This is a genomic window from Marinobacter sp. V032 (assembly GCF_052645435.1).
This window is the reverse complement of sequence record NZ_JBQXYE010000001.1, coordinates 2,002,712-2,024,448: the sequence shown is the minus strand read 5'-3', so window position 1 is coordinate 2,024,448 and position 21,737 is coordinate 2,002,712. Positions and strand designations below refer to the sequence as shown.

Below are 21,737 nucleotides of genomic sequence, written 5' to 3'. Positions count from 1 at the left end.
TATTCGCTCAACCAAACACCTGCTTCATTTTATCGGCAGTTGGCTGTTCGATAACCCCCTTCTCGGTGACAATTGCATCAATCAGGCTGGCTGGCGTCACATCAAAAACCGGGTTGAACACCTCAACGTGCTCCGGTGCAATAGCAACGCCCCTCACCGATCGTACTTCGGTGCCGTCCCGTTCCTCAATCGGAATAGCCTCACCTGACGCCAGCGCCATATCCACAGTGCTGGAGGGCGCTACGACCATGAACTTCACATTGTGATGACGGGCCAGAATCGACAGCGAATAGGTGCCGATCTTGTTCGCCACATCACCGTTGGCTGTAATCCGGTCGGCACCGACAATCACCCAGCGCACTTCCCCCTGACGCAAGATCTGGGCTGCGGCGCTGTCGGCATTCAGGATCACCGGAATACCTTCCTGCTGAAGCTCCCACGCCGTCAGCCGACTGCCCTGTAACCAGGGGCGTGTTTCGTCGGCGTACACATGGGTCAAGCGCCCTGCCCGCCACAGACTGCGCACCACGCCCAATGCAGTGCCGTAGCCTCCGGTCGCCAGCGCGCCGGTATTGCAGTGGGTAAGCACGGCAAATTTGCCTTCCCCCATGATATCCAATGCATGGCGCCCCATCAGTCGGTTGGCAGCGACATCTTCAGCATGAATCGCTTCTGCTTCTCCTGTCAGGCCGGCAATAGCATCGGCACAGCTGGCGCAGCTTTGAAGGCGCGAGCGCATGCGATCAAGCGCCCAGAACAGATTGACTGCGGTAGGACGGGACGCCGCCAGCACGTCGATTGCATCGACGATACTCTGCTTCCAGACGGGACTCTGGACTGCCCCTCTCGCCGCCAGGACGACACCATAAGCGGCACTGATACCGATAGCCGGCGCACCGCGAACCACCATGTCCCGAATCGCGTCAGCGACGATGCGGGGATCGCTGTATGTCAGCCAGACTTCCTGCTCGGGCAACAGACGCTGATCCAGCAGGGCAAGGTGATCGCCATGCCAGAGAATTGCGAGGGTACCGAGATCGTTGTCTGAGATAGAAGGCGTATCAACGGGGTTCATGGGTAATTGCAGTCCTGCCAGAAAGGTCGTCCGGAAATGGAGCGTTGAATCGATTATAACGAGAAGGGCGCAGCCTAAGGAACCTCTGCGGCTGGTTCATACCTGACGTGATCGCTATACTGGCGAGCATATTCGGGCGTCGTAGCTGAGTGCGCCCTCCAACGCATTTTAGCGCGCAGCAAGCGCTGCGTCGCGCCATCAGGAAACGCATGACTGCTGACACCATCACCGCCGTCGATACCCGCATCAACGCTCGCTGGCTCATTCCTGTTGTGCCGGCAGGCGTGGTACTCGAGCATCAGGCCCTGCTGATCCAGGGCGACAGGATTGAAGCCATCGCTCCACAGGCCGAAGCCGATCAACGCTATCGTGCCCGGGAAACGGTAGATCTGCCGCTTCATGCCATCATGCCGGGATTGGTCAACGCCCACGGCCACGCCGCCATGTCGCTGTTCCGGGGTATGGCCGATGACCTGCCCCTGATGACCTGGCTGAACGAGCACATCTGGCCAGCAGAAGGCAAGTTCATCAGCAGCGAGTTCATTGCTGACGGCACTCGGTTGGCGATCGCTGAAATGCTACGCACCGGCACTACCTGTTTTTCGGATATGTACTTCTTCCCCGAAGTAGCGGCCCAAGTCGCATCCGACATCGGCATTCGTGGCCAGATCTGTTTCCCTGTGCTCGACTTCCCAACGCCTTGGGGCAGCGGACCGGATGAATACCTGAGCAAAGGCGCAGCGCTTGCCGAACAGTGGGCGGGCGATCCTTACATCCGCATCGCAATCGGGCCTCATGCGCCCTATACCGTCTCGGATGAACCGCTCAAGGCCATTGTAAAACTGGCAAAGCAAAAGCAGATTGCCATCCAGATTCACTTGCATGAAACCGCATTTGAGGTCGCCGAGGCCCTCGAGAAAACCGGCCTGCGGCCGAGTCAGCGCCTGGCCGATATAGGCCTGCTGTCGCCGGCGACCCAGTGTGTTCATATGACGCAGGTTGATGATACAGACCTCGATCTGATCAAGAACAGCGGTGCTCACATCATTCATTGTCCGGAATCCAATCTGAAGCTCGCCAGCGGGTTCTGCCCGGTTGATCGTATTCAGAAAGCCGGCATCAATGTTGCGATCGGTACCGATGGCGCGGCCAGCAACAACGATCACAACCTCTTCGGTGAACTCAATACCGCAGCCTTGATTGCCAAGGCCGTTGCCGATGATGCAGCAGCCCTGTCGGCTCACGAAGCGCTGGCCATGGCCACGATAAATGGTGCAAAAGCACTGGGCCGTGAAAATGAAATCGGCTCGCTGGAAGCCGGCAAACTGGCCGATGTCATTGCGCTCGATCTGAGCGACCCCTTTTGCCAACCAATCTACGACCCCGTCTCCCATCTGGTGTACAGCCAGTACGGCCGTGAACTCAGCCATAGCTGGATCGGGGGTATTCCTCAGGTTCAGGATGGCAAGCTGACCCGTATTGATGTGCCCGATCTGATGCTGAAAGTCGATCAGTGGGCCTGTAAAATAAAGAACAGCTGAATTTATCTGATACTGAGCCAGTCCTCATAGGAAAGCAGAGAATGACCGAGCAAAACGTAGACCGGAACGAGATTGCCAAGTTTGAGGCGCTGGCCAGCCGCTGGTGGGATCCCGGCAGCGAGTTCAAACCGCTTCACGAAATCAACCCGCTGCGACTGAACTATATTGACGAGCGAGCACCTCTGCCCGGCCGGAAAGTGCTGGATGTCGGCTGCGGCGGCGGCTTGCTGAGTGAAGGCATGGCGTTGCGAGGCGCCCATGTGACCGGAATCGATATGGGCGAAGCACCGCTTTCAGTGGCCCGCCTGCACGGCCTGGAATCCGGCATCAAAGTCGATTATCGGCAGATCACCATTGAAGAACTGGCCGCTGATCCGGAACACGCCGGACAATACGATGCCATAACCTGCCTGGAAATGCTGGAGCATGTCCCCGAGCCCGCCTCCATTATCCAGGCATGCGCCAAACTCCTGCGCCCCGGTGGAGACCTGTTTGTGTCGACCATCAATCGCAACCCGAAATCCTTCCTGTTTGCGATTGTCGGAGCAGAGTATGTGCTCAACATGCTCCCCAAGGGCACCCACGAATGGCGCAAGTTTATCCGGCCATCCGAAATGTCCGAGTTTCTGCGCAAAGCAGAATTCGATGTGCAGGATCTCACCGGTATGACCTACAACCCGGTCACCCGGATCTATAAGCTCGGGCGCGACGTGGATGTAAACTATCTGATGCACGCCAAGCTGGACGCCATTGCCGGCAATACAGCATCCGAGACAGCATCAGCGTGACCCGCCCAAGCTCGGTATTGTTTGATCTCGACGGCACGCTGATCGATACCGCACCGGATTTTGTGCGCTGTCTCAATGTGATTCGCAAGCGCTACGGGCTCCGTGCCCTGCCGGAGCACCAGATCCGTGAAGTGGTGTCTGAGGGCGCGCGGGCTATGATTCTGCTGGGCTTTGATCTGTCGCCAGATGATGAAGACTACTTCGATCGCCACAGTGAGTTCCTCGACCTTTACGAGGATGAAGTGGCCGTCGACACGCGTCTTTTCCCCGGCATGGACGCGGTGCTTGATACCCTGGAAGACAATGGCATCCCCTGGGGCATCGTGACCAACAAACCACGGCGTTTCAGCGTGCCGCTGCTGCACGCTTTGCACCTGCACGACCGCTGCGACGCGCTGGTTTGCCCGGATGATGTTGAACATCGCAAACCTCACCCTGAATCACTGCAGCTGGCCTGCCACCTGATGGGCGTGAGCACTGAAGGTGGCATCTACGTGGGCGATCATATCCGTGACATCGAAGCAGGCAGGCGAGCGGGCATGAAAACCATTGCAGCGCGTTACGGCTATATTCAGCACCCGGGCGTCATTGCAGAGTGGAACGCGGATATCATTATCGACTCAGCCAGAGAACTGGAAGCATTGCTCACGGCGTCCTGACATCGCGACGCCGCTGACAACACCTAAACAATTTGATGACGTATCACTGACTGGTAATCTGATCGTTACCGCACGATTTTCTGGTCACTATTTTCGGGACGATTCAACATGCAAGACTACAGCGCACCTGCAGACCTACTGAAAAATCGCATCATTCTGGTGACCGGTGCTGGCGACGGTATCGGCCGTTGTGCTGCCAAAACCTATGCTGCACATGGCGCAACCGTGATTCTGCTGGGTCGGACCATCAGCAAACTTGAAGCTATCTACGATGAAATTGAAGCCGCAGGTTACCCGCAGCCGGCGATTGTGCCGCTTAATCTGGACGGCGCCGTAGCAAAAGACTACGAAGATGTTGCCATGACCATTGAGGAATCCTTCGGTCGTCTCGACGGCATCCTGCACAATGCGGCTCTGCTGGGGCAGCGCACGCCTGTGGAAATGTATGACCCGGCCACCTGGGATCAGATCATGCGGGTCAACGTTACGGCGCCTTTCCTGCTGACCCGGGCACTGATTCCCGCTTTGCGACAGTCAAGTGACGCCTCAATCGTCTTCACTTCATCCAGTGTGGGCCGCAAAGCCAAAGCCTATTGGGGTGCCTATTCGGTGTCCAAGTTCGCGCTGGAAGGTCTGAGCCAGTTGCTCGCCAATGAACTTGATGACGAGCGCCACAATGTGCGCGTCAACAGCCTGAACCCCGGCGCAACCCGCACCAACATGCGCGCCCACGCATACCCGGCTGAGAATCCAGCCAGCAATCCGACGCCTGAAGACATTATGCCCGCGTACCTTTACCTCATGGGCCCAGACAGTGCCGGTGTCACAGGCCAACAACTGGATGCACGATAACAATGGAACTGGTTTTCTACACCACTGAAAAGTGCCACCTCTGTGAACTCGCTGAAGAACTGATGGTGCAAACGCCGATGGATCCGCCCATACCGGTGGATGTGGTCGACATAGCCCAATCCCCTGCGCTGGTTGAGCGCTACGGCACCCGAATTCCCGTGCTGCAGCGCACTGACACCCAACAGGAGCTCGACTGGCCATTTACCCAGGCCGAGTTAATGGCCTTTCTGGGTTCTATGCACTGAGACACTCACTAATCACACTATAGTGATTCACAATTACCCAGCTTTTTTACGTTAGTTTAAGCTATAGCATCTTTCAGGAATTCAAAGAGGATATCCCGCCATGCTGATGGTGATTTCACCAGCAAAGAATCTCGACTTTGAAAGCCCTCTGGCCACCGGTACATACACTCAGCCGGCCTTTCTTGATGATGCCTGCGAGTTGATCGACCAACTCAAACCGCTGGAGCCACATCAGGTCAGCAACCTGATGCATATCAGCGAAAAACTGGGCCAATTAAATGCCGACCGCTTCAGTCAGTGGCATACACCATTCACACCTGATAACGCCCGGCCCGCCATACTGGCATTTAATGGTGATGTGTATACCGGCCTGAACGCTCCGGACTTTTCCGAAGACGATTTTGCCTTCGCCCAGAACCACCTGCGGATACTGTCCGGTCTTTACGGACTTCTCAAACCACTCGATTTAATGCAGCCTTACCGCCTTGAAATGGGGACCCGGTTTGAGAACACGCGTGGCAAGGATCTGTATGCCTTCTGGGGTGACACCATCACCAACGCGCTGAATGATGCGAATGATAGCGGCGTACTGATTAACCTGGCGTCCAACGAATATTTCAAAAGCGTCAGGAAAAAATCGCTCAATGCCCGTATCATCACGCCTCAGTTCAAAGACTGGAAAAACGGCCAGTACAAGATGATCAGCTTTTATGCCAAAAAGGCCCGCGGCCTGATGTGCGCCTACGCCATCAAAAACCGTATCACCGCGCCGGACGACCTGAAGCAGTTCGATTACGACGGCTATCGCTTCAGTGACGAACAATCCAGCGGCGACAACTGGGTATTCCTCCGCGACGCCCAGGCCTGATCACAAGCACGGCTCCCTTAATATCCCGGCAATACCGGACGACAAACACTGTTCGGGCGCCCTCCTTCTGCGCCCGGAAACACGGAGTATTTGATGAACGAAGCGCTTTTTTCTGAAATTTCGATGTACGTGTTACTGACAGCACTGATCGCGTTTATGGGATTTATCGTTTTTGATCTCGCCAAAAAATCCAAAGCCGGCCGCTTTGGCACTTTCATTCTGTTCACTGCGCTGGGCGCCGGGGTGGTGGGCTTCATTATCAAAACCGTGATGGTCGAGGTGGTACAGATATAAGGCGCCGCCCTTCGCCGACCGTCAAACCTTTTACTTTAATTGCCAACAACAGGACACGATGTCATGTGGTTCCGTAACGCCCGAATTTACCGTTTTACCAAGCCTTTCTCAGTCGATATCGCAGACCTTGAAGCCAAGCTCGAAGCCGATGCCTTTACCCCCTGTGGTTCGCAAGACACTTTCAAACAAGGCTGGGTCTCGCCACTGGGTCGCCATGGTCAGCTAAAGGTACACAGCGCCAACGGCTACCATCTAATTGCTCTGCGCAAGGAAGAAAAAGTACTGCCGGCTGCTGTCATAAAAGAAGCCGTCACCGAGCAGGTCGAACAGATCGAAGCCGAACAGATGCGTAAAGTGGCTCGCAAAGAAAAAGAGGAAATCAAAGAGCAGGTGACCCAGGAGATGCTGCCGCGGGCCTTTACCAAATCCCGCCGCACCTTTGCCTATCTGGCGCCTCAGGACGGCTTCATGATCGTCGATACGGCTTCCGACAAGCAGGCAGAAGAAATCGCGACAACATTGCGCAAGGCGATTGGATCATTGCCCATTCGCCCACCTGCACTTGAGCAAGCCCCCGCATTTACCTTTTCAGGCTGGCTAAGCGAGACCATCGACATCCCTTCTGCCGTTACGCTGGGCGATGAATGCGAACTCAAGGATACCGGTGAAGAAGGCGGCGTCGTGCGCTCCAAAGGCATTGACCTGCTGGGCGATGAAATCCGCAATCACCTGAACGCCGGCATGCAGGTCACCAAGCTGTCTCTGACCTGGGACGACAACCTGTCGTTCGTACTGGACGAAGAGCTGACCCTGCGCCGCCTCAAGTTCGGCGAAACGCTCCAGGAAAAGCTGGACGATATCGACGCGGACGATGCTGCGGCGAAGTTTGATGCGTCATTCACACTGATGACGCTGGAGCTGGCCCAGATGATCCCGGCGTTGCTTGAGGCACTCGGCGGCGAAGACCGCTCGGCCATTATCGACGAAGCCTGAGGGCCGTCATCGGTCGTGAAGGTTAATAACGTGAAGGGAGCCAAACGGCTCCCTTTTTTGCGTCATCTCCAATCGGCATTATCGCCCTTTCAGGCGCTCTCGCTGCCAGTCTTTCTGTGGTTCGTTGAGCTGAAGACGCAAATCAATGACGTCTTCTTCGATATTGTACTTGGCCTCAAATCCCAGTCGTTTCGCCAATGCCAGCATTGGCCGGTTATCCGGTAATACATTACCGATCATCTCAACCGTACCCCGGTTGCGGCAGTAATCAATCAATTTTTGCATCAGGCTGAAACCCAGCCCTTCGCCCGCCAGCTTATCCTGCACCATGACAGCAAACTCGCATTGAAGGTTGTCAGCGTCCGTCCAGCCTCGCACGGTACCCAACGTTTCCTCGCCAACCCCCTCTTCCCGTTGGGCGTTGGCGATAAAGACCATTTCCCGGTCGTAGTCGATCTGAACCATCTGAGCGACATCTTCATGGGAGAAGTGCTTTCGGTACTGGAAAAAACGGTAGCGGATAGACTCAGGTGACTGTTGGTGATGGAAGTCTCTGTGTGTGGGCTCGTCTTCTGCCAGCACGGGCCGGACAATCACCTTGCGGCCGGATTTGGGCAGGACCAGCCACTCCTCCAGCTCTCGCGGATACGGCTGAATAATCGGCCGGCCCGGCTTGTCTGCCAGGTCAATCGCAACATCAACTGCCACGGCCCCGTCGCGACTGAACAAGAGCGGCAAAATTTCCAGCCCACGAATATGAGGAATATCGATAACGATCTGCGACAGCGTCACCAGGGTTTCGCACACGGCACGAATATCTTCTTCAGGCTGCAGGCTGTATTCCCGAAGCAGACGGTACATGTAAGTGCGGCGCAGCAACTCTTTCGCCAGCACCATATTCAATGGCGGCAAGGCGATCTGTCGATCGGTACGCACATTGACGCTGGCGCCGGCGGCACCACAGACCACCAGCGGTCCGAAGACCGGGTCGCGCGTGATCCCCACGCTGAACGCAATGCCCCCCAGATGTTGATAAGTCCGCTGCACTGCGAATCCCAGAAATCCGCTGCTGGGGTAATGCGCCCGATACTCTTCCAGTAGCACCCGACAGGAATCGATGATGGCGTTTTCGCTATTGAGCCCCTGGATCGTCGCTTTATACCGGCCCCGACCTGACTGCTCCTCCATAAAGGGATGGCAACCGCGTTCATGGATCAGCGTAATGTCGATTGGCCGGCGCTCAACCTGGAATGTCTCAAGCACGCCATCCACGTCATCGCAGTAGAGTGTGTTGACTGTGCGCAAGCCGTAATCCTGAATCACCGCCCGCGCTTCACTGTTCGACAAGTGATTGCGACCGGAGCGATGCGCTTTCATAACGATTTTGCGGGCTGTTGAACGGTCCAGATAATGATCGGTAAATGATTCCGGCGTTTCGCGCAGCAAGCGCTGAACCCGCTGGTGATTCACGTGCTGCATAAACGCCGTCACAGCTTTCTCGGGAGAGAAAAACGACGGAATGCCCACTCGATAGAACTCGTCCCGGGCATCCAGCACCGTGCTTTGCCCCAGCCAGCAGGTAAAGATGTTCAGTCGCGTGCCTTTGCTGGCCTGCACTACAGAGTCAGCAATATGAAGGCTGTCTTCGGTCAGGCTCGGGGCATACATCACCAGCACGTTGGACACATTCGAGTCTTTAGCCAATACCCTCAGCGTATCCGCGTACAGCGTCGGTGAAGCATCGTAGCCCAGATCGATCGGGTTCTTGCGGGTCCAGTACGAGGGCATCAATTTGGCCAACGCCTCAATGGTATCGTTTGAGAGACTGGCCAGCTCCCCCCCCAAAGCCGACAGGCGATCAACTGACAGCACCCCCGGGCCCACGCCGTTTGCCATAATCACCAACTCTTCCCTGCGCACCGGGCGCATTCGGGTGAGTGACTCAAGCGCATCGAACATTTGGCCGAGGCCATCCACTCGCAAGACGCCCGCCCGTCGCAGAACGGCATCGTAGATCGGATCTGTTCGCGAGATACCCATCGGCAGCTGTACCGGCATCCATTCGGATTCCGGTACACGTCCGCTTTTGACGGCAATAACCGGCTTGGTTCGGGAGGCCACTCGCACCGCCGACACGAACCGGCGAGGGTCCGGAATATTCTCGATATGCAGCAAGATGGCCCGACAACTGGGGTCCTGGGCCAGATAATCGATCAGATCATCGTGACCGATATCCATCCCATCGCCCAGAGTCAGAAAGTGAGAAAAGCCGACGCCACGAGCGAAAGCCCAGTCGATAATTGAGCTGGCGATCGTGCCGGACTGCCCCACAAACGCAACCTTTCCGGGCAGAGCGCCCATATGGGCATAGGTGGCGTTCATGCTGCGCGACGGCACCATCAACCCGATCGTGTTGGGCCCCAGAATACGAATGCCATATTCCCGCCCGGCATCGCGCACGGAATACATCAGCGGCTGGCCGGTTTTACTGTGTGCACGGGACATACCACCGGTCATGACTATCGCCGTTTTGACACCGGCTTCGCCGAGCTGACGCACCATGCGGGGTACGGTTTCAGGAGGGGTACAGATAATCGCCAGATCCGGTGAAATTGGCATCTTTGAGACTTTATGGAAGCACTTAACCCCGTGCACTGTCTCGTAGTCATTGCGGTTAATAACCATAAGATCACCGGGAAAACCGCCGGACATCAGGTTTCGCAGCACCATCCCGCCCAGGTTGGTGGCGCGCTCGGAAGCCCCCACAATCACAATGGACCCGGGATTAAACAGGCTTTCCAGATAACGTGTGCCCACAACGTGCTCCCTATAAACCAAATATCATCTTGATGACTCTGATCGTAAAGGGAAAGTCGGACAAATCAATGTCGTTCTGATAAATATACCGGCAATCAACGAATTTAATGCGCGTATGAGCTAGCTTAAAGAAGCGCAGCGCAATAGCGACAAGACTGATACCATGGCCTTAAACGGCATGGGGCTTGAACGGCCGCCCGGATTGGACCTGCATTTTATGACAACCGCTTTTTTTTCCCACGATGACTTCCAGAAACACAATATGGGGGCTGAACACCCCGAGTCACCGGAGCGTCTTATCGCGATTATCAGCTATCTGGCTGATATGAACCTGGGCAGTGAACTGGACTGGGTGCGACCGGAAGAAATCACTCGGGATCAGCTCCTTAAAGTACACCCGGAAACCTATTTACGGCAGCTCGATATGATGCAGCCAACCCAGGGCCGGGTTTTCACTGATCCTGACACCGCGATGATGCCCCATACCCTGCGTGCTGCGCGGCTCGCTGCCGGCGCCAATGTGCAAGCCGTTGATATGGTGCTGTCAGGCCAGGCAACCAACGCCTTCATCGCGGCGCGACCACCGGGTCATCACGCTGAGCGCGGCAAATCGATGGGGTTCTGTTTTTACAACAACATCGCGCTGGCAGCGTACCATGCCCTCACCTTTCATGGACTTGAGCGGGTTGCGATAGTGGATTTTGATGTGCACCAGGGCAACGGTACCGTCGATATCGTTCAGGGAGATGAGCGAATCCTGATGTGCTCCAGCTTCCAGCACCCTTTCTACCCACACTCCCACGTGTACCGTCAGCCCGAGAACATTATCAATAGCCCTATCATGGCGGGCACATCAGCCAGCGATTACCGCAAGAAAGTGGAAGCCGACTGGTTGCATAAACTTCAGGATTTCAAACCGCAACTGGTGCTGGTCTCGGCCGGTTTCGACTCTCACAAGCTCGACCCGATGGCGAATCTTGAACTGGAATCGGCGGATTATCGCTGGTTGACCGATATGCTCACCAGCGTCGCTCATGACACGGCGAATGACCGAATCGTCTCAACACTCGAAGGTGGCTATCATCTAAAAGCACTGGCAGAGGGTACCGGTGCGCATCTGGAAGGATTGGTTGCGGCGGGTTAGGCACAAAAGCGGAAGTTCCCTATCAGGAGCTTCCGCTTTCAAACAGACCTGCCAGTGCTTTGAACTCAGACAGCAGCCTGCTGCTGATTCCCCGCTGCCTGCTCACGAATGCCATCCCAGCCATCTTTAACCTGGCGCAGCAACCGGCCTACTTCATCCAGCTTACCCGCATCGTTGTGACGATTGGCTTCGAAAAGGGTCCGCTCCATATAGTCATACAGCCCTTCAAGATTAGCAGCCAGTTCCCCGCCCTTTTCGAAATCAAGAAAACTGCGCAGACCGCCGATAATCTCGATTGCCTTGCTGATCAGGCGACCTTTGCCTTCGTAGTCATTTGCCTGCATGCGGGCCTTGGCCATATTGATTCGCTCCAGGGCACCGTTATACAAAAGCTGAATCAGCTTGTGCGGGTCCGCATCGGTGATGCTGGTCTGTGTGTTAACGCTCTGGTAAGCCTGCAAACCGTTCATAAGTAACCTCTGCTACGATCCTGTGCGCGGATCAATTGCTGTTGTTCTGTGGTGCCAGCGCTTCAAGCTGCTGGGTAACGTAATCCCGAGTGCTGTTGAGCTTGGCAATCAATGAATCGGCCGCCGAGAACTGGGCAACCAGCCGCTCCCGGTAGGACTCAATACGTTCATTCAACTGAACGCGATCTTCAGCGATGCTCGCCAGTTCGTCCTGCAGCGTGTCTGTGCGCGTTTCAATAGCGCCATCCGCACCAACAATGCTGGTGACCAGATCGACAGCCCTGCCACCGACACCCTCTATAAATGTGAAACTGCCACGTGGACCTGTTGAACCACCGGTAATCTTGATCTCGAGTCCCGCTGCCGAGCCGTTGCCATCAACGAAAAGGTTTTGCCCTTCGCCGGTGGCTTGCTGTCCGCCGACAGTACCGGCCACATCTTTACCCGGAGTACCGGTCTGGACGCTCAGGCCAAGATCAGCCGCGCTATTGGTATCAACGGCCGTAAGGCTGACGTTTGAATTGCTGCCATAAGAACCGGATGAGAATGACAACGCCCCTGTTGCCGCATCCACACCAACCGTGATGGACTTCCCCGATGCACTTAAAGCGCTGCTGTTATCAAGCTGAGACTGAATCTGTGTAGCAAGTTCTTCACGGGTATAGGTACCGGCTGCCAACTTGATACTTACCGAGGTTTCACCATCAACCTTGAATGAGAGCGCATCATTGTCATCATTGATCGTAACGTTACCAGTGCCAGCACTCGCGCCCTGAAGCGAACCTTGTGTCGCGATCTGGGTAATGTTGACAGCGAAATCGCCGGCTTCTGTGTTAATTCCGCTACGGACAAATTCGATCTGCTCATCCGATGCGCGGCCCTGCTCTGCGAACAATGCGGTCACATCGTCTGGATTCTGTTTCAGCTGCGTCTCAAATTTCTCGCGATCAAACGTCAGTGCACCGGTTTTGTAGTCGGTGGTAATGCCGACATCGGCCAGCGTGCGTACCGAGGCATTTTCGAGGCCAGGCACCACACGGGTTAACACCTCACGCATCTGGCTCTGAATGGTTCGAATCGTCGCATCGCCGGATAACAACCCACCCTGCTGGGTTTCCGAGTTGTAACCCGACAGCGCCTTGACGGTGTCCTGCAGTGTGTTGAACTTCTCAACGAAGGTAGCCACGCGATCTGCAACTGCAGACGTGTCCTGTGCAACTTTGACTGTTGAGGTAACCCCTTCAGCCTTCACTTCAAAGGACAAGCCGTCGATGACGTTTTCGATGGTGTTGGTCGGCCGGGAAATCGTGATGCCATTCACCTGAACCACGGCATCCTGAGCAGCAACGGTTTCGGTCAGATTGCTGGTAGTGGCGTTAAACGCAAACTGGGACAGGCCCGAGGCGTCCGTGTTGTCGCTATCTGAATCATTAACAGTGATTTCGATGGCGTTGTCGATGCCGGTCTCTTCAGACGACAGCACCAGGCGGAAACCGTTACCGGTATCAACAACACCTGCGGTCGCACCCACGCCGGCGTCATTGATCGCGTTCGCCAGACCTTGCAGCGTATTGTTGGAACCGTCGACTGTGATGGTTTTGGATTCGCCACCGACATTCAAAGTGATCGATCCGGTGCCAATCGATGTCGCATCTTTGTCGGCAAACGTACCGGAAGCAAGCGACTGGGACTGAGCCAGACTGTCGACCTTGACCGTGTAATTGCCGCGGCTCGCTTTCGAACTGTCCAGCGTCACTGTGACGTCATCATTTGAAGACGAAGCAGAAAAAGATTTGAGATTGTCAGGCGAACTCAGCTGACGCATGGGCAGGCGCAGTTCTGTGACGGCACTCTTCAGTGTGCCGTAGGCTGAAATAAGAGCCTCCGCGCGCTGCTGATTAAAGTCCAACCGGTTATCTGACGTCTGACGCTCAGCCGCAACCAGCTGATCAATCAAATCTGACGTCAAAACCCCTGAACCAATACCGACTGAAGAAATACCTGCCATAACGAATGCCTCCTCAAGAAGGCGTGCTACCCATTTAATTACGTATCGGCGGCTAACGGCAAAACTTTGCCTCCGACCACCGCATTTTTGTAACAAACTGTGCCGGCCAATAAAAATATAGTACGCCTGACCCGCTTGAGCCGCCACGTCGCGATCAACACAAAGGTTATTTGCGCCTCTGCTATATAAAACCGGCCAGAGGCCTATGACCTTAGCCCGTTTAAAAACAAAACACCGCCGGCTTCTCACGAAGGCGGCGGTGCTGAAATACCGTCATTTAATACCGGAATGCAACCGGCAAGGCTTCACACTTCGATATTAAATAACGTCAGCGGTTCATCCTGCTGCAATTTTTCTGCCAACCTCAAAGCCACATCATCAGGAATCTGGCGAATAACTTTGTCCGTCTGCTGATCAACAACCCGGACAATGGTCTTGCCTGAGCCGTTATCGACCTCAAAATGAAGATCGCGCTGAACGGTTTGCACAAAGTCATTAAGCTGGGATACCGCCTGATTGAGCGATTCCCCCTGCACCTTCTGCTTATCCTCCTGCGCTGATGCCGATGTTGTCGGCGGCGCCAGGGACATCACAGTCGATGCGGCTGACTCCTGGACTCGAGCGGAAGGCTTGACTCCTTCTGCCTGAGGTGACGTGGACGCCCGAGCCGGTACCTTGGTCGAAACCAGGGTCAGATCCGTGCTGTTCAGGTTTACGTCATTCATAGCTCACCTCACTCTCCAGAAACGGCGGAAGCCGGCTCCCCTCTATTTAGAGTGGAAGCCGGCCGGTGCCGCTATGCCCCTGTTACTGCAGGAGAGACAGAACCTGCTGTGGACGGGCGTTAGCCTGTGCCAGTACCGAGATACCTGCTTGCTGCAGTACCTGAGACTTGGCCAGCTTGGCGGTCTCTGAAGCGAAGTCCGCATCCAGAATCCGGCTCTGTGCTGCTGACAGGTTCTCAGAAGTAGTCGCAATCGCATCGATAGTCGATGTGAAGCGGTTCTGGATCGCACCCAAATCAGCTCGCTGGCTGTTGATAGTGCTCAGAGCTGCGTCGATAGTGTCGATTGCAGCGTTAGCGCCCTCGGTAGTGGTGATGTCGATGGCCGCTACCGATTGCAACTGCCCGCCTTTAGCCGCACTGATAACTTCGGCACTAGCACCGGAAACGCTAAATGCACTAGATGAGCTGTATTCAACCGCACCAGTGATCAGCGTATTGTTTGCAGCGCCATCCAAATCCGTTGTAGAACCAACAGTGGTGCCGTCAGGGTCAAGGACATTTACGGTTACACTTGTATCTGCTGAATCGGTCGTGAAGTTCTGAATCGCGACATTTGAACCAGTAGAATTTTCAAGTTTTATCGTATCGTTTTCTACAACTGCAGTAACACCAGTTGTCGCGGATGCATCGTTGATGGCTGCAGCCAAGGTGCCCAAATCTCCGCCACCTACAGTTGCCGCGATGCTAACACTTTTCCCTTCATCACCAATCAAGTCAAAACTAACCGTTCCGTCACCGATACTGCTCAAAGTAGCTGAAGTGCTCGCTTTCGCTTCTACGCCAGTACTAGCCGTCTTCGCATTTACTGCTGTCGCGATGTCGGCTGCAGAAGCACCAGCTCCGATCGCAACTGTTTCGGAAGCACCGTTGCCTGAGATGGTGAGATTTTCTCCCGTTACACCGTTAGTGGTGGGCGCAGTTGCGTTGGCCGCTGTCGCATTTCTCAGAAGCGTCCCTTCAGAGTCAGCAGTGTAGTTACCGATATCAGTACCGCGAGCACTGCTCAAAGATACGTTGATAGTCTGGTTAGCGTTAGCGCCAACCTGGAACTGGGCGTTAGCGAAATCACCGTTCAGCAGCGTTTGGCCGTTGAAGTTGGTGGTGTCCGCAACACGGTTCAGCTCAGCCTGCAGCTGGGTAACCTCAGCCTGCAGTGATTTACGGTCTGAAGCAGAGTTGGTGTCGTTAGCTGACTGTACTGACAGTTCACGGATACGCTGAAGCAGATCGCCTGCCTGACCCAGAGCGCCTTCAGCAGTCTGTGCCAGCGAGATGCCGTCGTTCGCGTTACGCTGAGCAACACCCAGGCCACGAACCTGTGTATCAAAGCGTGAAGAGATAGCCAGACCAGCCGCATCGTCTTTGGCTGAGTTGATACGCAGACCTGAAGACAGACGCTCAAGAGCCTGATCAGACAGTGACTGAGATTTGCTCAAGTTGTTCTGAGCGGAAAGTGATGCAACGTTAGTGTTGATACCGAGAGCCATGATGCTTCTCCTAAACCTGTTTAGTTTCTCTTGAAAGAGGTCAGGCGCCCGGTCATTTGGTTTGGTACGCCGCCCTGCTGAAATGCTTAACGGCCCTGATTAAGAATCCTTTAGGTGGGTTTAGCGATTATATTGTTAAAGAATGTAATTCCCTCTCAACATCCTCTAAAAGCGGGGAATAAAGCGGCAATGCTCTGCCGAATTTCCGTCGCCCCGTCGCTCAAACCCGCTTCATTAAAAACCTGAAAATCAATATTTTTCAATATATTAAAAACAAAAAACAAAAACTGGCACGATTTAAGCTTTAAGCCCTGCAAACGGTAATTCCATGAATTCAGGCCGGTAGGGCGTCCTTTTGATCGGGCACTTGGCTTCCGGCTTCTCTTTTAGAGTAAGGAGAACACCATGCCTCAGATCATCAATACTAATACGGCGTCGCTGAATGCTCAGCGCAACCTGAACAGCACCCAGCGTGATTCGGATACAGCATTGCAGCGCCTTTCTTCAGGTCTGCGTATCAACTCAGCCAAAGACGATGCGGCTGGTCTGGCGATCTCCGAGCGCTTCACGTCGCAAATAGATGGCCTCAACCAGGCTATCCGTAATGCCAATGACGGCATCTCGCTGGCACAGACCGCAGAGGGCGCGCTGGGCGAATCAGGCAATATTCTGCAGCGAATCCGTGAACTGGCTGTTCAGTCGGCCAACGCCACAAACTCGGCCTCTGACCGTCGTGCTTTGCAGTCCGAGGTCAACCAGCTCAAGCAGGAACTCGAGCGCGTTGCGACGACAACCGAGTTTAACGGGCTGAAGCTGCTGGATGGCTCGTTCCAGGCGCAGAAATTCCAGGCTGGCGCCAACGAGAATCAGACAATTTCAGTATCGATTGCGGGCGCCAAAACCACCGATCTGGCAAACAATACCGCTGATGCCGCCAACACAACGGCTCGCGTGGGCACCGGCTCCTCGCTGGCAGCTGCGGCTGATGCCACTGCAGCAAACGGCATCGGCGGGCAAGACCTGACGATATCCAGCTCGCTAGGCAATGCCACGGTGACAATTGCCGCCGGCGATACGGCGGCCGAGATCGCAGCCAACATCAACAGCAAGATCGAGACAACAGGCGTCGAAGCCAAGGCGCGGACAACTGCTGAACTCTTCAATCTCGGCGGCACTGGCACCGTCTCCATGACAATTTCCAGTGGCGGCGAGAAAGCCACTGTCTCTGCACAGATTGATGACGTCACTGACCTGAGCCCTCTGGCACGAGAAATCAATTCGGCTGCGGGTAAAACGGGCATCACCGCCGAAGTACAAGATGGTCGCCTGATATTCACTCAGGAAGAAGGTAAAGACATTCTGGTTGAAGATTTTTCAACCAATGCCGGTACCGCAACCGCAAGCTTCAAAGGTGAGGCAGAAGCCGATGGCGACGCGATAACACTGAGTGGCGCACCTGCCTCGACCACCGACAGCACCCGTGTCTCAGGTCAGATCACCTTTGACTCGTCATCCAGCTTTGCAGTGTCATCAAGTATTACAGCTGCAGCTGGCAGCATTCTCGATACCGCTGCGGCGAATACAGCAGTTGGTTCCACAACTGAAGACGTGAGCGGTATCGATATCAGCACCTTCCAGGGTGCTACGGATGCACTCGCAATTGTAGACGCAGCACTCGAATCCATCAGTGGCATTCGAGCTGATCTCGGTGCGGCACAGAACCGGCTGGAATCCACTATCGCGAATCTGAGCACCACGTCCGAGAATCTCTCGTCCGCCCGCTCCCGTATCCGCGATGCGGACTTTGCTGCCGAAACCGCAGAGCTTGCCCGTACCCAGGTACTGCAATCTGCCGGCCTGTCGGTACTGGCCCAGGCAAATGCCCGGCCACAGCAGGTATTGCAGTTGCTGCAGGGCTAATTCCGCAGGCAACAGGCACCCACAAAACGGTCAGCACTTGCTGGCCGTTTTTTTGTTTCAAGCCCCGCCAACTTCAGACAATCCCATTAATTATTAAATAGTTAAAAGCATTCCTCTCAGACCAATAACTGGCACACCTTTCGCTACACCCTCATTAACCACTGCATAAAACATTCAACACTGCAGATTATTGCCGCTTCAGATAAACGCGGCGCGGAACAGACGAGGTGATCCATGCACGCTCAGCATCAAACTCAACAGTCAGTACAGAACAAGGCCGAGATTGCCCGCCTGTTGCTTCAGGCCAATGACGCCTATGGCGAATCCAACAACCCTCGCCAGCGTTACGCGCGTCGTCTTGAGGCCCGGCAGGAGAGCCGCGAGCTGCTTGAGAAGATTGCGACCATGGCGCCTGATAATGCGGCAGTCTACGGCCTGCTGGGCCGGATCGAAATGGACGAGGGACGGCTGGATCGCGCACAGCTGCTATTTAACCAGAGCCTGTCGATTAATCCGGACCAGGCCCAGCAATACACCAACCTGGGCTACTGGGCGCTGACATCTGACCGCCCTGCTCTGGCTGAGCAGTATTTTCAGGAAGCCCTGAACCGTGACCGGCAATCCGCCGCCGCCTTCTGCGGCATTGCCCATGCCAAGCGCCAGCAGGGCCAGTTTGATGTAGCCTATCTGCACTACCGCAAACTGGTTCAGCTTGATCTGAACTGGCCGTCGGTTTTCAGCGGCATGGCCACCTGCGCCAGCCATCTGTCAGTTGATCGTGCCGATACGGAACTGGCTCAGGATGCCATCCGGTTGCTGCAGCGTTCAGATTTGCCGCATCAGGTCCTGGGGGGCTTCGTCGCGGGGATCATCCGCCAGCAATACGATCTGGACAACCCCGCTGCCCGCATCATTCTTGATGCCGCCAGTGATGATGAACTGTTGCTGCTGGCTCTGGAAAAGACCCTGATGCCGGATGTCGCGGTTGAAGACCTGATTACACTGCTGCGTCACGCCATTCTTGTTGAAGTTGCCCAAACAGCAGACTTGCGTGAAGAATTGCATCGCCTTGTCATGGCACTTGCGCTTTACGCCGATCGCACTGGCTACGCACTGCTGACCGGCGAGCAGGAATCCGCGCTGGTGGATACGATCAACAACAGCATCGCCGCCCAGTTTGCGCTGGGAGAATCCATGAACGCGATCGCAGGATCACTGATGATCAGTGCCATGTACGGCGCTCTTTTTCATCAGTCATTCGCGCCGTCAGTCGGCCAGTGGAATCTGACCGAGTGGCCCGTCGGCCTGCAATCATTGATGGCCGCCAGCTACTATCACCGGGCGACTGAAGAATCCATCAAGCAGCAATTCGACGAGAAAGCAGGCGAACTTGCACTGGCCCGCGCCGATGTGCCACAAGCCTGGCCAAGCTGGACCCGACTGACGACTCACCCTGAGACCAGCCTCAAATCACTGATGAAAGTGCGACTGGGCCTGGACGACATCGCCATGCCGGAGACCGCTCGCATCATGATTTGCGGTGCAGATTCCGGTCAGCGCGCGCTGGAACTGGCCACTTGCCTCAACGATGTCGAAATCATCGCCGTGGATGAGTCACTGTCCAACATCGCCCGAGCCGGTCGCCAGGCTCAGGATCGGGGGCTCGAGAACATCGTGTTCTGGCCCTGGTCACTGGCTCAGCGCTTTATCGCCGACGGCCACAAAGTGCAGTGGATCGAGATTGGCCGCCTGCCATCGACAGCAATGACCGAGACATCCCTGGCCGCCATTATTCAGGACGCAGCCGCACAGGATACCGTGGTGCACCTGCATACCTGCCCGACCGGACAGCTGCCCGTCGACAGACACCTGCGGGAACTGATTGAACAGCATGATCTGCCTGCAACGAGCGCATCACTGCGTCGGTTACGCCGAATGGTATTGAATAATGCGCAGGATCCGGTTTGGGCCGATCTGCTTAAAGAGGAAGACTTCTTCGGACTGGGCGGCTGCCATAGCCGATGGTTCCGGCCGCAGGATAGCCGTCAGCTCGAGACTGTGATGGCCATGCTCTGCAACGAAGTGGACTGGAAACTGGTGCGTGCCCAGGACAATGATGGGCACACGCTGTCACTGGGCCCGGTTCAGAAACAACTGCATGCAGAAGCCTCGGGCAACAGCGTGCAGAGCGTTGTGGGTCAGCCGCTGACGCTGTACTTCACGAAGCGGCGCTAAACGCTACCTGCCGATTCAGCTGGGCGCGGTTTTCTCCTCAAGAAACCGCGCCCAATCTTCAGGCTCATCCACATCCCATCTTGGCTCAGCCAGCGCGACTGAATAGCCGGCAGTCTTCAGCTTTTCCACTGTTTGCTCCAACGCCATCGGCGTCCCCCACGCCACATCAGCCAACGTTTGCGGCAACGGCCTGCGAGCGCCTATCAGCACAAACCCACCGTCATCGGACGGCCCAAGCACAACATCAACGTTAGCCAGCAACTCAAACGCAGTTTGAATATGCGCAGGATCAACCGACGGACAATCGCTGCCAACAATCATGACTTCGCGGGCAGAGGCCAGACTTTCTTCGATCGCGCGGCGCATACGCTCACCCAGCGAGTGGCCATTCTGAATGTACTCGGGAACTTCGGCGTTTCTCAGGCGATCAAGTATCGGCCCGGCAGGCTCTGTTGAGGCAGGTGCGGCACGGTCCCACCAAAAGCTGACGGGAATACCTGTCGCTGCAAGATTCGCAAGCACCGCACACGTCAGTTCGATATGCGCCTGCATGGCACCGCCATCACCCAGTGCGACTGCCAGGCGGGTTTTTACCCGACCCGGTTCTGGCCACTTGGCGAACTGGATCAGCAATCGGTTGGGATCAGCCGCGGTCTTTGGGGTAAGCATCAGGATAATAGGCCCTGGCAAGTGAGTGTGGGTCATCTCCCCGCCAATAGCGCCAGCGAAGGCGCCACATCAGAAAGATTGTGCGCCACGGCCCATGCTTCTCCCAGCGTCGGCTGTCGGTAACCACCGGATCACTGATACAAAATGGCCGTGACAGGGCAAGCAATTGCCGGCTCAATGCGACATCTTCCATTAGCGGCATGGGAGCATAACCGCCCGCGTCGTGAAATGCCGCTCGCCGTGCAAAAATCGCCTGATCGCCCGTGGCAATACCGGTGAGGCGGGAGCGACGGTTCATAAACCAGCTAATCACCCGAAAGAGCGTGCGCTGGCCGGAAAGCCGCACATCGAAACGGCCCCAGAGTGAATCACTCTGAACAAAACGGGAAAGGTGCTCAAGCGCAACCTCCGGCAGGCGGGTATCCGCATGAAGAAATAGCAGCACCTCACCACCTGCGATGCTGGCGCCGGCATTCATTTGCGATGCGCGTCCAGCCGGGGCTTTCACCAGCCGGTCGCATAGCGGTTCTGCGAGCGCAGCCGTCTGGTCCGTACTGCCGCCATCCGCCACAATAATCTGATGGCCCAGCGCCCGGATATCCTGAAGCCGATCAAGCGCGGCAACCACGCCTTCGGCTTCATTGAGAACCGGCATAACAATAGTGAGGTGTAATGGCAGGGACACCGGTGACGTACTCCGACAGGTAACAGCAAAGCCAATAAGGTATCAGGGAAGCCGGGTTTCAACCACTGATGTAAACCCCACGGTTGAGCGAAAAGCGCCGCATGGGTATGATACCGGCCTCTTGCCCCAGTAGCTCAGCTGGATAGAGCAGCCCCCTCCTAAGGGGCAGGTCAGAGGTTCGAATCCTCTCTGGGGCACCA

19 protein-coding genes and 1 tRNA gene are annotated in these 21,737 nt (G+C 55.7%); 12 read left to right on the top strand and 8 right to left on the bottom strand.

Translation table 11 applies throughout. From position 1 onward, the window contains the following. Nucleotides 1-7 precede the first annotated feature (7 nt). A complete protein-coding gene (mtnA, locus tag ACUN9X_RS09290; RefSeq protein ID WP_260035066.1) occupies nt 8-1,075 on the bottom strand; it encodes an S-methyl-5-thioribose-1-phosphate isomerase in 1,068 nt (355 codons plus the stop codon). A 209-nt stretch (nt 1,076-1,284) separates the two neighbouring features. Here mtnA and ACUN9X_RS09285 point away from each other — a divergent pair, with 209 nt between their 5' ends. From ACUN9X_RS09285 to rdgC, 8 genes are all read left to right on the top strand, one after another. Beyond that, entirely contained in the window at nt 1,285-2,616 is a 1,332-nt protein-coding gene (locus ACUN9X_RS09285) for a TRZ/ATZ family hydrolase (RefSeq protein ID WP_445472886.1), read from the top strand. Between the two features lie 41 nt (nt 2,617-2,657). Then, entirely contained in the window at nt 2,658-3,404 is a 747-nt protein-coding gene (gene ubiG, locus ACUN9X_RS09280; RefSeq protein WP_445472885.1) for a bifunctional 2-polyprenyl-6-hydroxyphenol methylase/3-demethylubiquinol 3-O-methyltransferase UbiG, read from the top strand. Beyond that, a complete protein-coding gene (locus ACUN9X_RS09275; protein ID WP_260035061.1) occupies nt 3,401-4,063 on the top strand; it encodes an HAD family hydrolase in 663 nt (220 codons plus the stop codon). The genes ubiG and ACUN9X_RS09275 overlap by 4 nt, the downstream gene beginning before the upstream one ends. Nucleotides 4,064-4,171: 108 nt before the next feature. Further along, nucleotides 4,172-4,915 carry a YciK family oxidoreductase gene (locus ACUN9X_RS09270; RefSeq protein ID WP_445472884.1) on the top strand — a complete coding sequence of 248 codons (744 nt, stop codon included), beginning with the start codon at nt 4,172-4,174 and terminating at the stop codon, nt 4,913-4,915. A gap of 2 nt (nt 4,916-4,917) precedes the next feature. Continuing rightward, the gene (locus ACUN9X_RS09265) at nt 4,918-5,160 is read left to right on the top strand and encodes a glutaredoxin family protein (protein ID WP_260035058.1); all 243 of its coding nucleotides are present in this window, start codon (nt 4,918-4,920) and stop codon (nt 5,158-5,160) included. A 100-nt stretch (nt 5,161-5,260) separates the two neighbouring features. Continuing rightward, on the top strand, nt 5,261-6,028 hold the full coding sequence (gene yaaA / locus ACUN9X_RS09260; RefSeq protein ID WP_445472883.1) for a peroxide stress protein YaaA: 768 nt from the start codon (nt 5,261-5,263) through the stop codon (nt 6,026-6,028). A 93-nt stretch (nt 6,029-6,121) separates the two neighbouring features. Then, the gene (locus tag ACUN9X_RS09255) at nt 6,122-6,322 is read left to right on the top strand and encodes a DUF2788 domain-containing protein (RefSeq protein ID WP_260035056.1); all 201 of its coding nucleotides are present in this window, start codon (nt 6,122-6,124) and stop codon (nt 6,320-6,322) included. A gap of 63 nt (nt 6,323-6,385) precedes the next feature. Next, nucleotides 6,386-7,315, top strand: coding sequence for a recombination-associated protein RdgC (rdgC, locus tag ACUN9X_RS09250; protein ID WP_445472882.1), 930 nt, complete (start codon nt 6,386-6,388; stop codon nt 7,313-7,315). 78 nt (nt 7,316-7,393) lie between these two features. Here rdgC and ACUN9X_RS09245 read toward each other — a convergent pair whose 3' ends face one another. Continuing rightward, nucleotides 7,394-10,132, bottom strand: coding sequence for a bifunctional acetate--CoA ligase family protein/GNAT family N-acetyltransferase (locus ACUN9X_RS09245; protein ID WP_445472881.1), 2,739 nt, complete (start codon nt 10,130-10,132; stop codon nt 7,394-7,396). A 217-nt stretch (nt 10,133-10,349) separates the two neighbouring features. Here ACUN9X_RS09245 and ACUN9X_RS09240 point away from each other — a divergent pair, with 217 nt between their 5' ends. After that, complete coding sequence (locus tag ACUN9X_RS09240; protein ID WP_445472880.1) at nt 10,350-11,276, top strand: histone deacetylase family protein; 927 nt, start codon at nt 10,350-10,352, stop codon at nt 11,274-11,276. A 65-nt stretch (nt 11,277-11,341) separates the two neighbouring features. On the opposite strand, the gene fliS is transcribed toward ACUN9X_RS09240, so the two are convergent. From fliS to ACUN9X_RS09220, 4 genes are all read right to left on the bottom strand, one after another. Continuing rightward, entirely contained in the window at nt 11,342-11,746 is a 405-nt protein-coding gene (gene fliS / locus ACUN9X_RS09235) for a flagellar export chaperone FliS (protein ID WP_445472879.1), read from the bottom strand. 31 nt (nt 11,747-11,777) lie between these two features. Further along, nucleotides 11,778-13,754 carry a flagellar filament capping protein FliD gene (gene fliD / locus ACUN9X_RS09230; protein WP_445472878.1) on the bottom strand — a complete coding sequence of 659 codons (1,977 nt, stop codon included), beginning with the start codon at nt 13,752-13,754 and terminating at the stop codon, nt 11,778-11,780. A gap of 305 nt (nt 13,755-14,059) precedes the next feature. Continuing rightward, nucleotides 14,060-14,479: a flagellar protein FlaG gene (locus tag ACUN9X_RS09225; RefSeq protein ID WP_445472877.1), complete on the bottom strand. Its 420-nt coding sequence runs from the start codon at nt 14,477-14,479 to the stop codon at nt 14,060-14,062. Between the two features lie 82 nt (nt 14,480-14,561). Beyond that, nucleotides 14,562-16,028 (bottom strand): flagellin N-terminal helical domain-containing protein, encoded by a 1,467-nt coding sequence (locus ACUN9X_RS09220; RefSeq protein WP_445472876.1) that lies wholly within the window; start codon nt 16,026-16,028, stop codon nt 14,562-14,564. 405 nt (nt 16,029-16,433) lie between these two features. Here ACUN9X_RS09220 and ACUN9X_RS09215 point away from each other — a divergent pair, with 405 nt between their 5' ends. After that, nucleotides 16,434-17,948: a flagellin N-terminal helical domain-containing protein gene (locus ACUN9X_RS09215; protein ID WP_445472875.1), complete on the top strand. Its 1,515-nt coding sequence runs from the start codon at nt 16,434-16,436 to the stop codon at nt 17,946-17,948. A 234-nt stretch (nt 17,949-18,182) separates the two neighbouring features. Beyond that, nucleotides 18,183-20,183 carry a tetratricopeptide repeat protein gene (locus tag ACUN9X_RS09210; RefSeq protein ID WP_445472874.1) on the top strand — a complete coding sequence of 667 codons (2,001 nt, stop codon included), beginning with the start codon at nt 18,183-18,185 and terminating at the stop codon, nt 20,181-20,183. A 15-nt stretch (nt 20,184-20,198) separates the two neighbouring features. Here ACUN9X_RS09210 and ACUN9X_RS09205 read toward each other — a convergent pair whose 3' ends face one another. Together ACUN9X_RS09205 and ACUN9X_RS09200 are read right to left on the bottom strand one after the other, a co-directional pair. Continuing rightward, nucleotides 20,199-20,852: a TIGR04282 family arsenosugar biosynthesis glycosyltransferase gene (locus ACUN9X_RS09205; RefSeq protein WP_445472873.1), complete on the bottom strand. Its 654-nt coding sequence runs from the start codon at nt 20,850-20,852 to the stop codon at nt 20,199-20,201. Further along, complete coding sequence (locus ACUN9X_RS09200) at nt 20,827-21,537, bottom strand: TIGR04283 family arsenosugar biosynthesis glycosyltransferase (protein ID WP_445472872.1); 711 nt, start codon at nt 21,535-21,537, stop codon at nt 20,827-20,829. The genes ACUN9X_RS09205 and ACUN9X_RS09200 overlap by 26 nt, the downstream gene beginning before the upstream one ends. A gap of 123 nt (nt 21,538-21,660) precedes the next feature. On the opposite strand from ACUN9X_RS09200, the gene ACUN9X_RS09195 reads away from it, so the two are divergent. Then, nucleotides 21,661-21,737: transfer RNA gene (locus tag ACUN9X_RS09195), tRNA-Arg, on the top strand.

Coding starts and splice junctions, on each gene's coding strand:
- ACUN9X_RS09225 (WP_445472877.1), bottom strand. CDS start 14,479: ATGAATGACGTAAACCTGAACAGCACGGATCTGACCCTGGTTTCGACC.
- yaaA (WP_445472883.1), top strand. CDS start 5,261: ATGCTGATGGTGATTTCACCAGCAAAGAATCTCGACTTTGAAAGCCCT.
- ACUN9X_RS09265 (WP_260035058.1), top strand. CDS start 4,918: ATGGAACTGGTTTTCTACACCACTGAAAAGTGCCACCTCTGTGAACTC.
- ACUN9X_RS09285 (WP_445472886.1), top strand. CDS start 1,285: ATGACTGCTGACACCATCACCGCCGTCGATACCCGCATCAACGCTCGC.
- fliD (WP_445472878.1), bottom strand. CDS start 13,754: ATGGCAGGTATTTCTTCAGTCGGTATTGGTTCAGGGGTTTTGACGTCA.
- ACUN9X_RS09205 (WP_445472873.1), bottom strand. CDS start 20,852: ATGCTTACCCCAAAGACCGCGGCTGATCCCAACCGATTGCTGATCCAG.
- ACUN9X_RS09220 (WP_445472876.1), bottom strand. CDS start 16,028: ATGGCTCTCGGTATCAACACTAACGTTGCATCACTTTCCGCTCAGAAC.
- ACUN9X_RS09270 (WP_445472884.1), top strand. CDS start 4,172: ATGCAAGACTACAGCGCACCTGCAGACCTACTGAAAAATCGCATCATT.
- ACUN9X_RS09240 (WP_445472880.1), top strand. CDS start 10,350: ATGACAACCGCTTTTTTTTCCCACGATGACTTCCAGAAACACAATATG.
- ACUN9X_RS09255 (WP_260035056.1), top strand. CDS start 6,122: ATGAACGAAGCGCTTTTTTCTGAAATTTCGATGTACGTGTTACTGACA.
- ubiG (WP_445472885.1), top strand. CDS start 2,658: ATGACCGAGCAAAACGTAGACCGGAACGAGATTGCCAAGTTTGAGGCG.
- rdgC (WP_445472882.1), top strand. CDS start 6,386: ATGTGGTTCCGTAACGCCCGAATTTACCGTTTTACCAAGCCTTTCTCA.
- ACUN9X_RS09210 (WP_445472874.1), top strand. CDS start 18,183: ATGCACGCTCAGCATCAAACTCAACAGTCAGTACAGAACAAGGCCGAG.
- mtnA (WP_260035066.1), bottom strand. CDS start 1,075: ATGAACCCCGTTGATACGCCTTCTATCTCAGACAACGATCTCGGTACC.
- ACUN9X_RS09215 (WP_445472875.1), top strand. CDS start 16,434: ATGCCTCAGATCATCAATACTAATACGGCGTCGCTGAATGCTCAGCGC.
- fliS (WP_445472879.1), bottom strand. CDS start 11,746: ATGAACGGTTTGCAGGCTTACCAGAGCGTTAACACACAGACCAGCATC.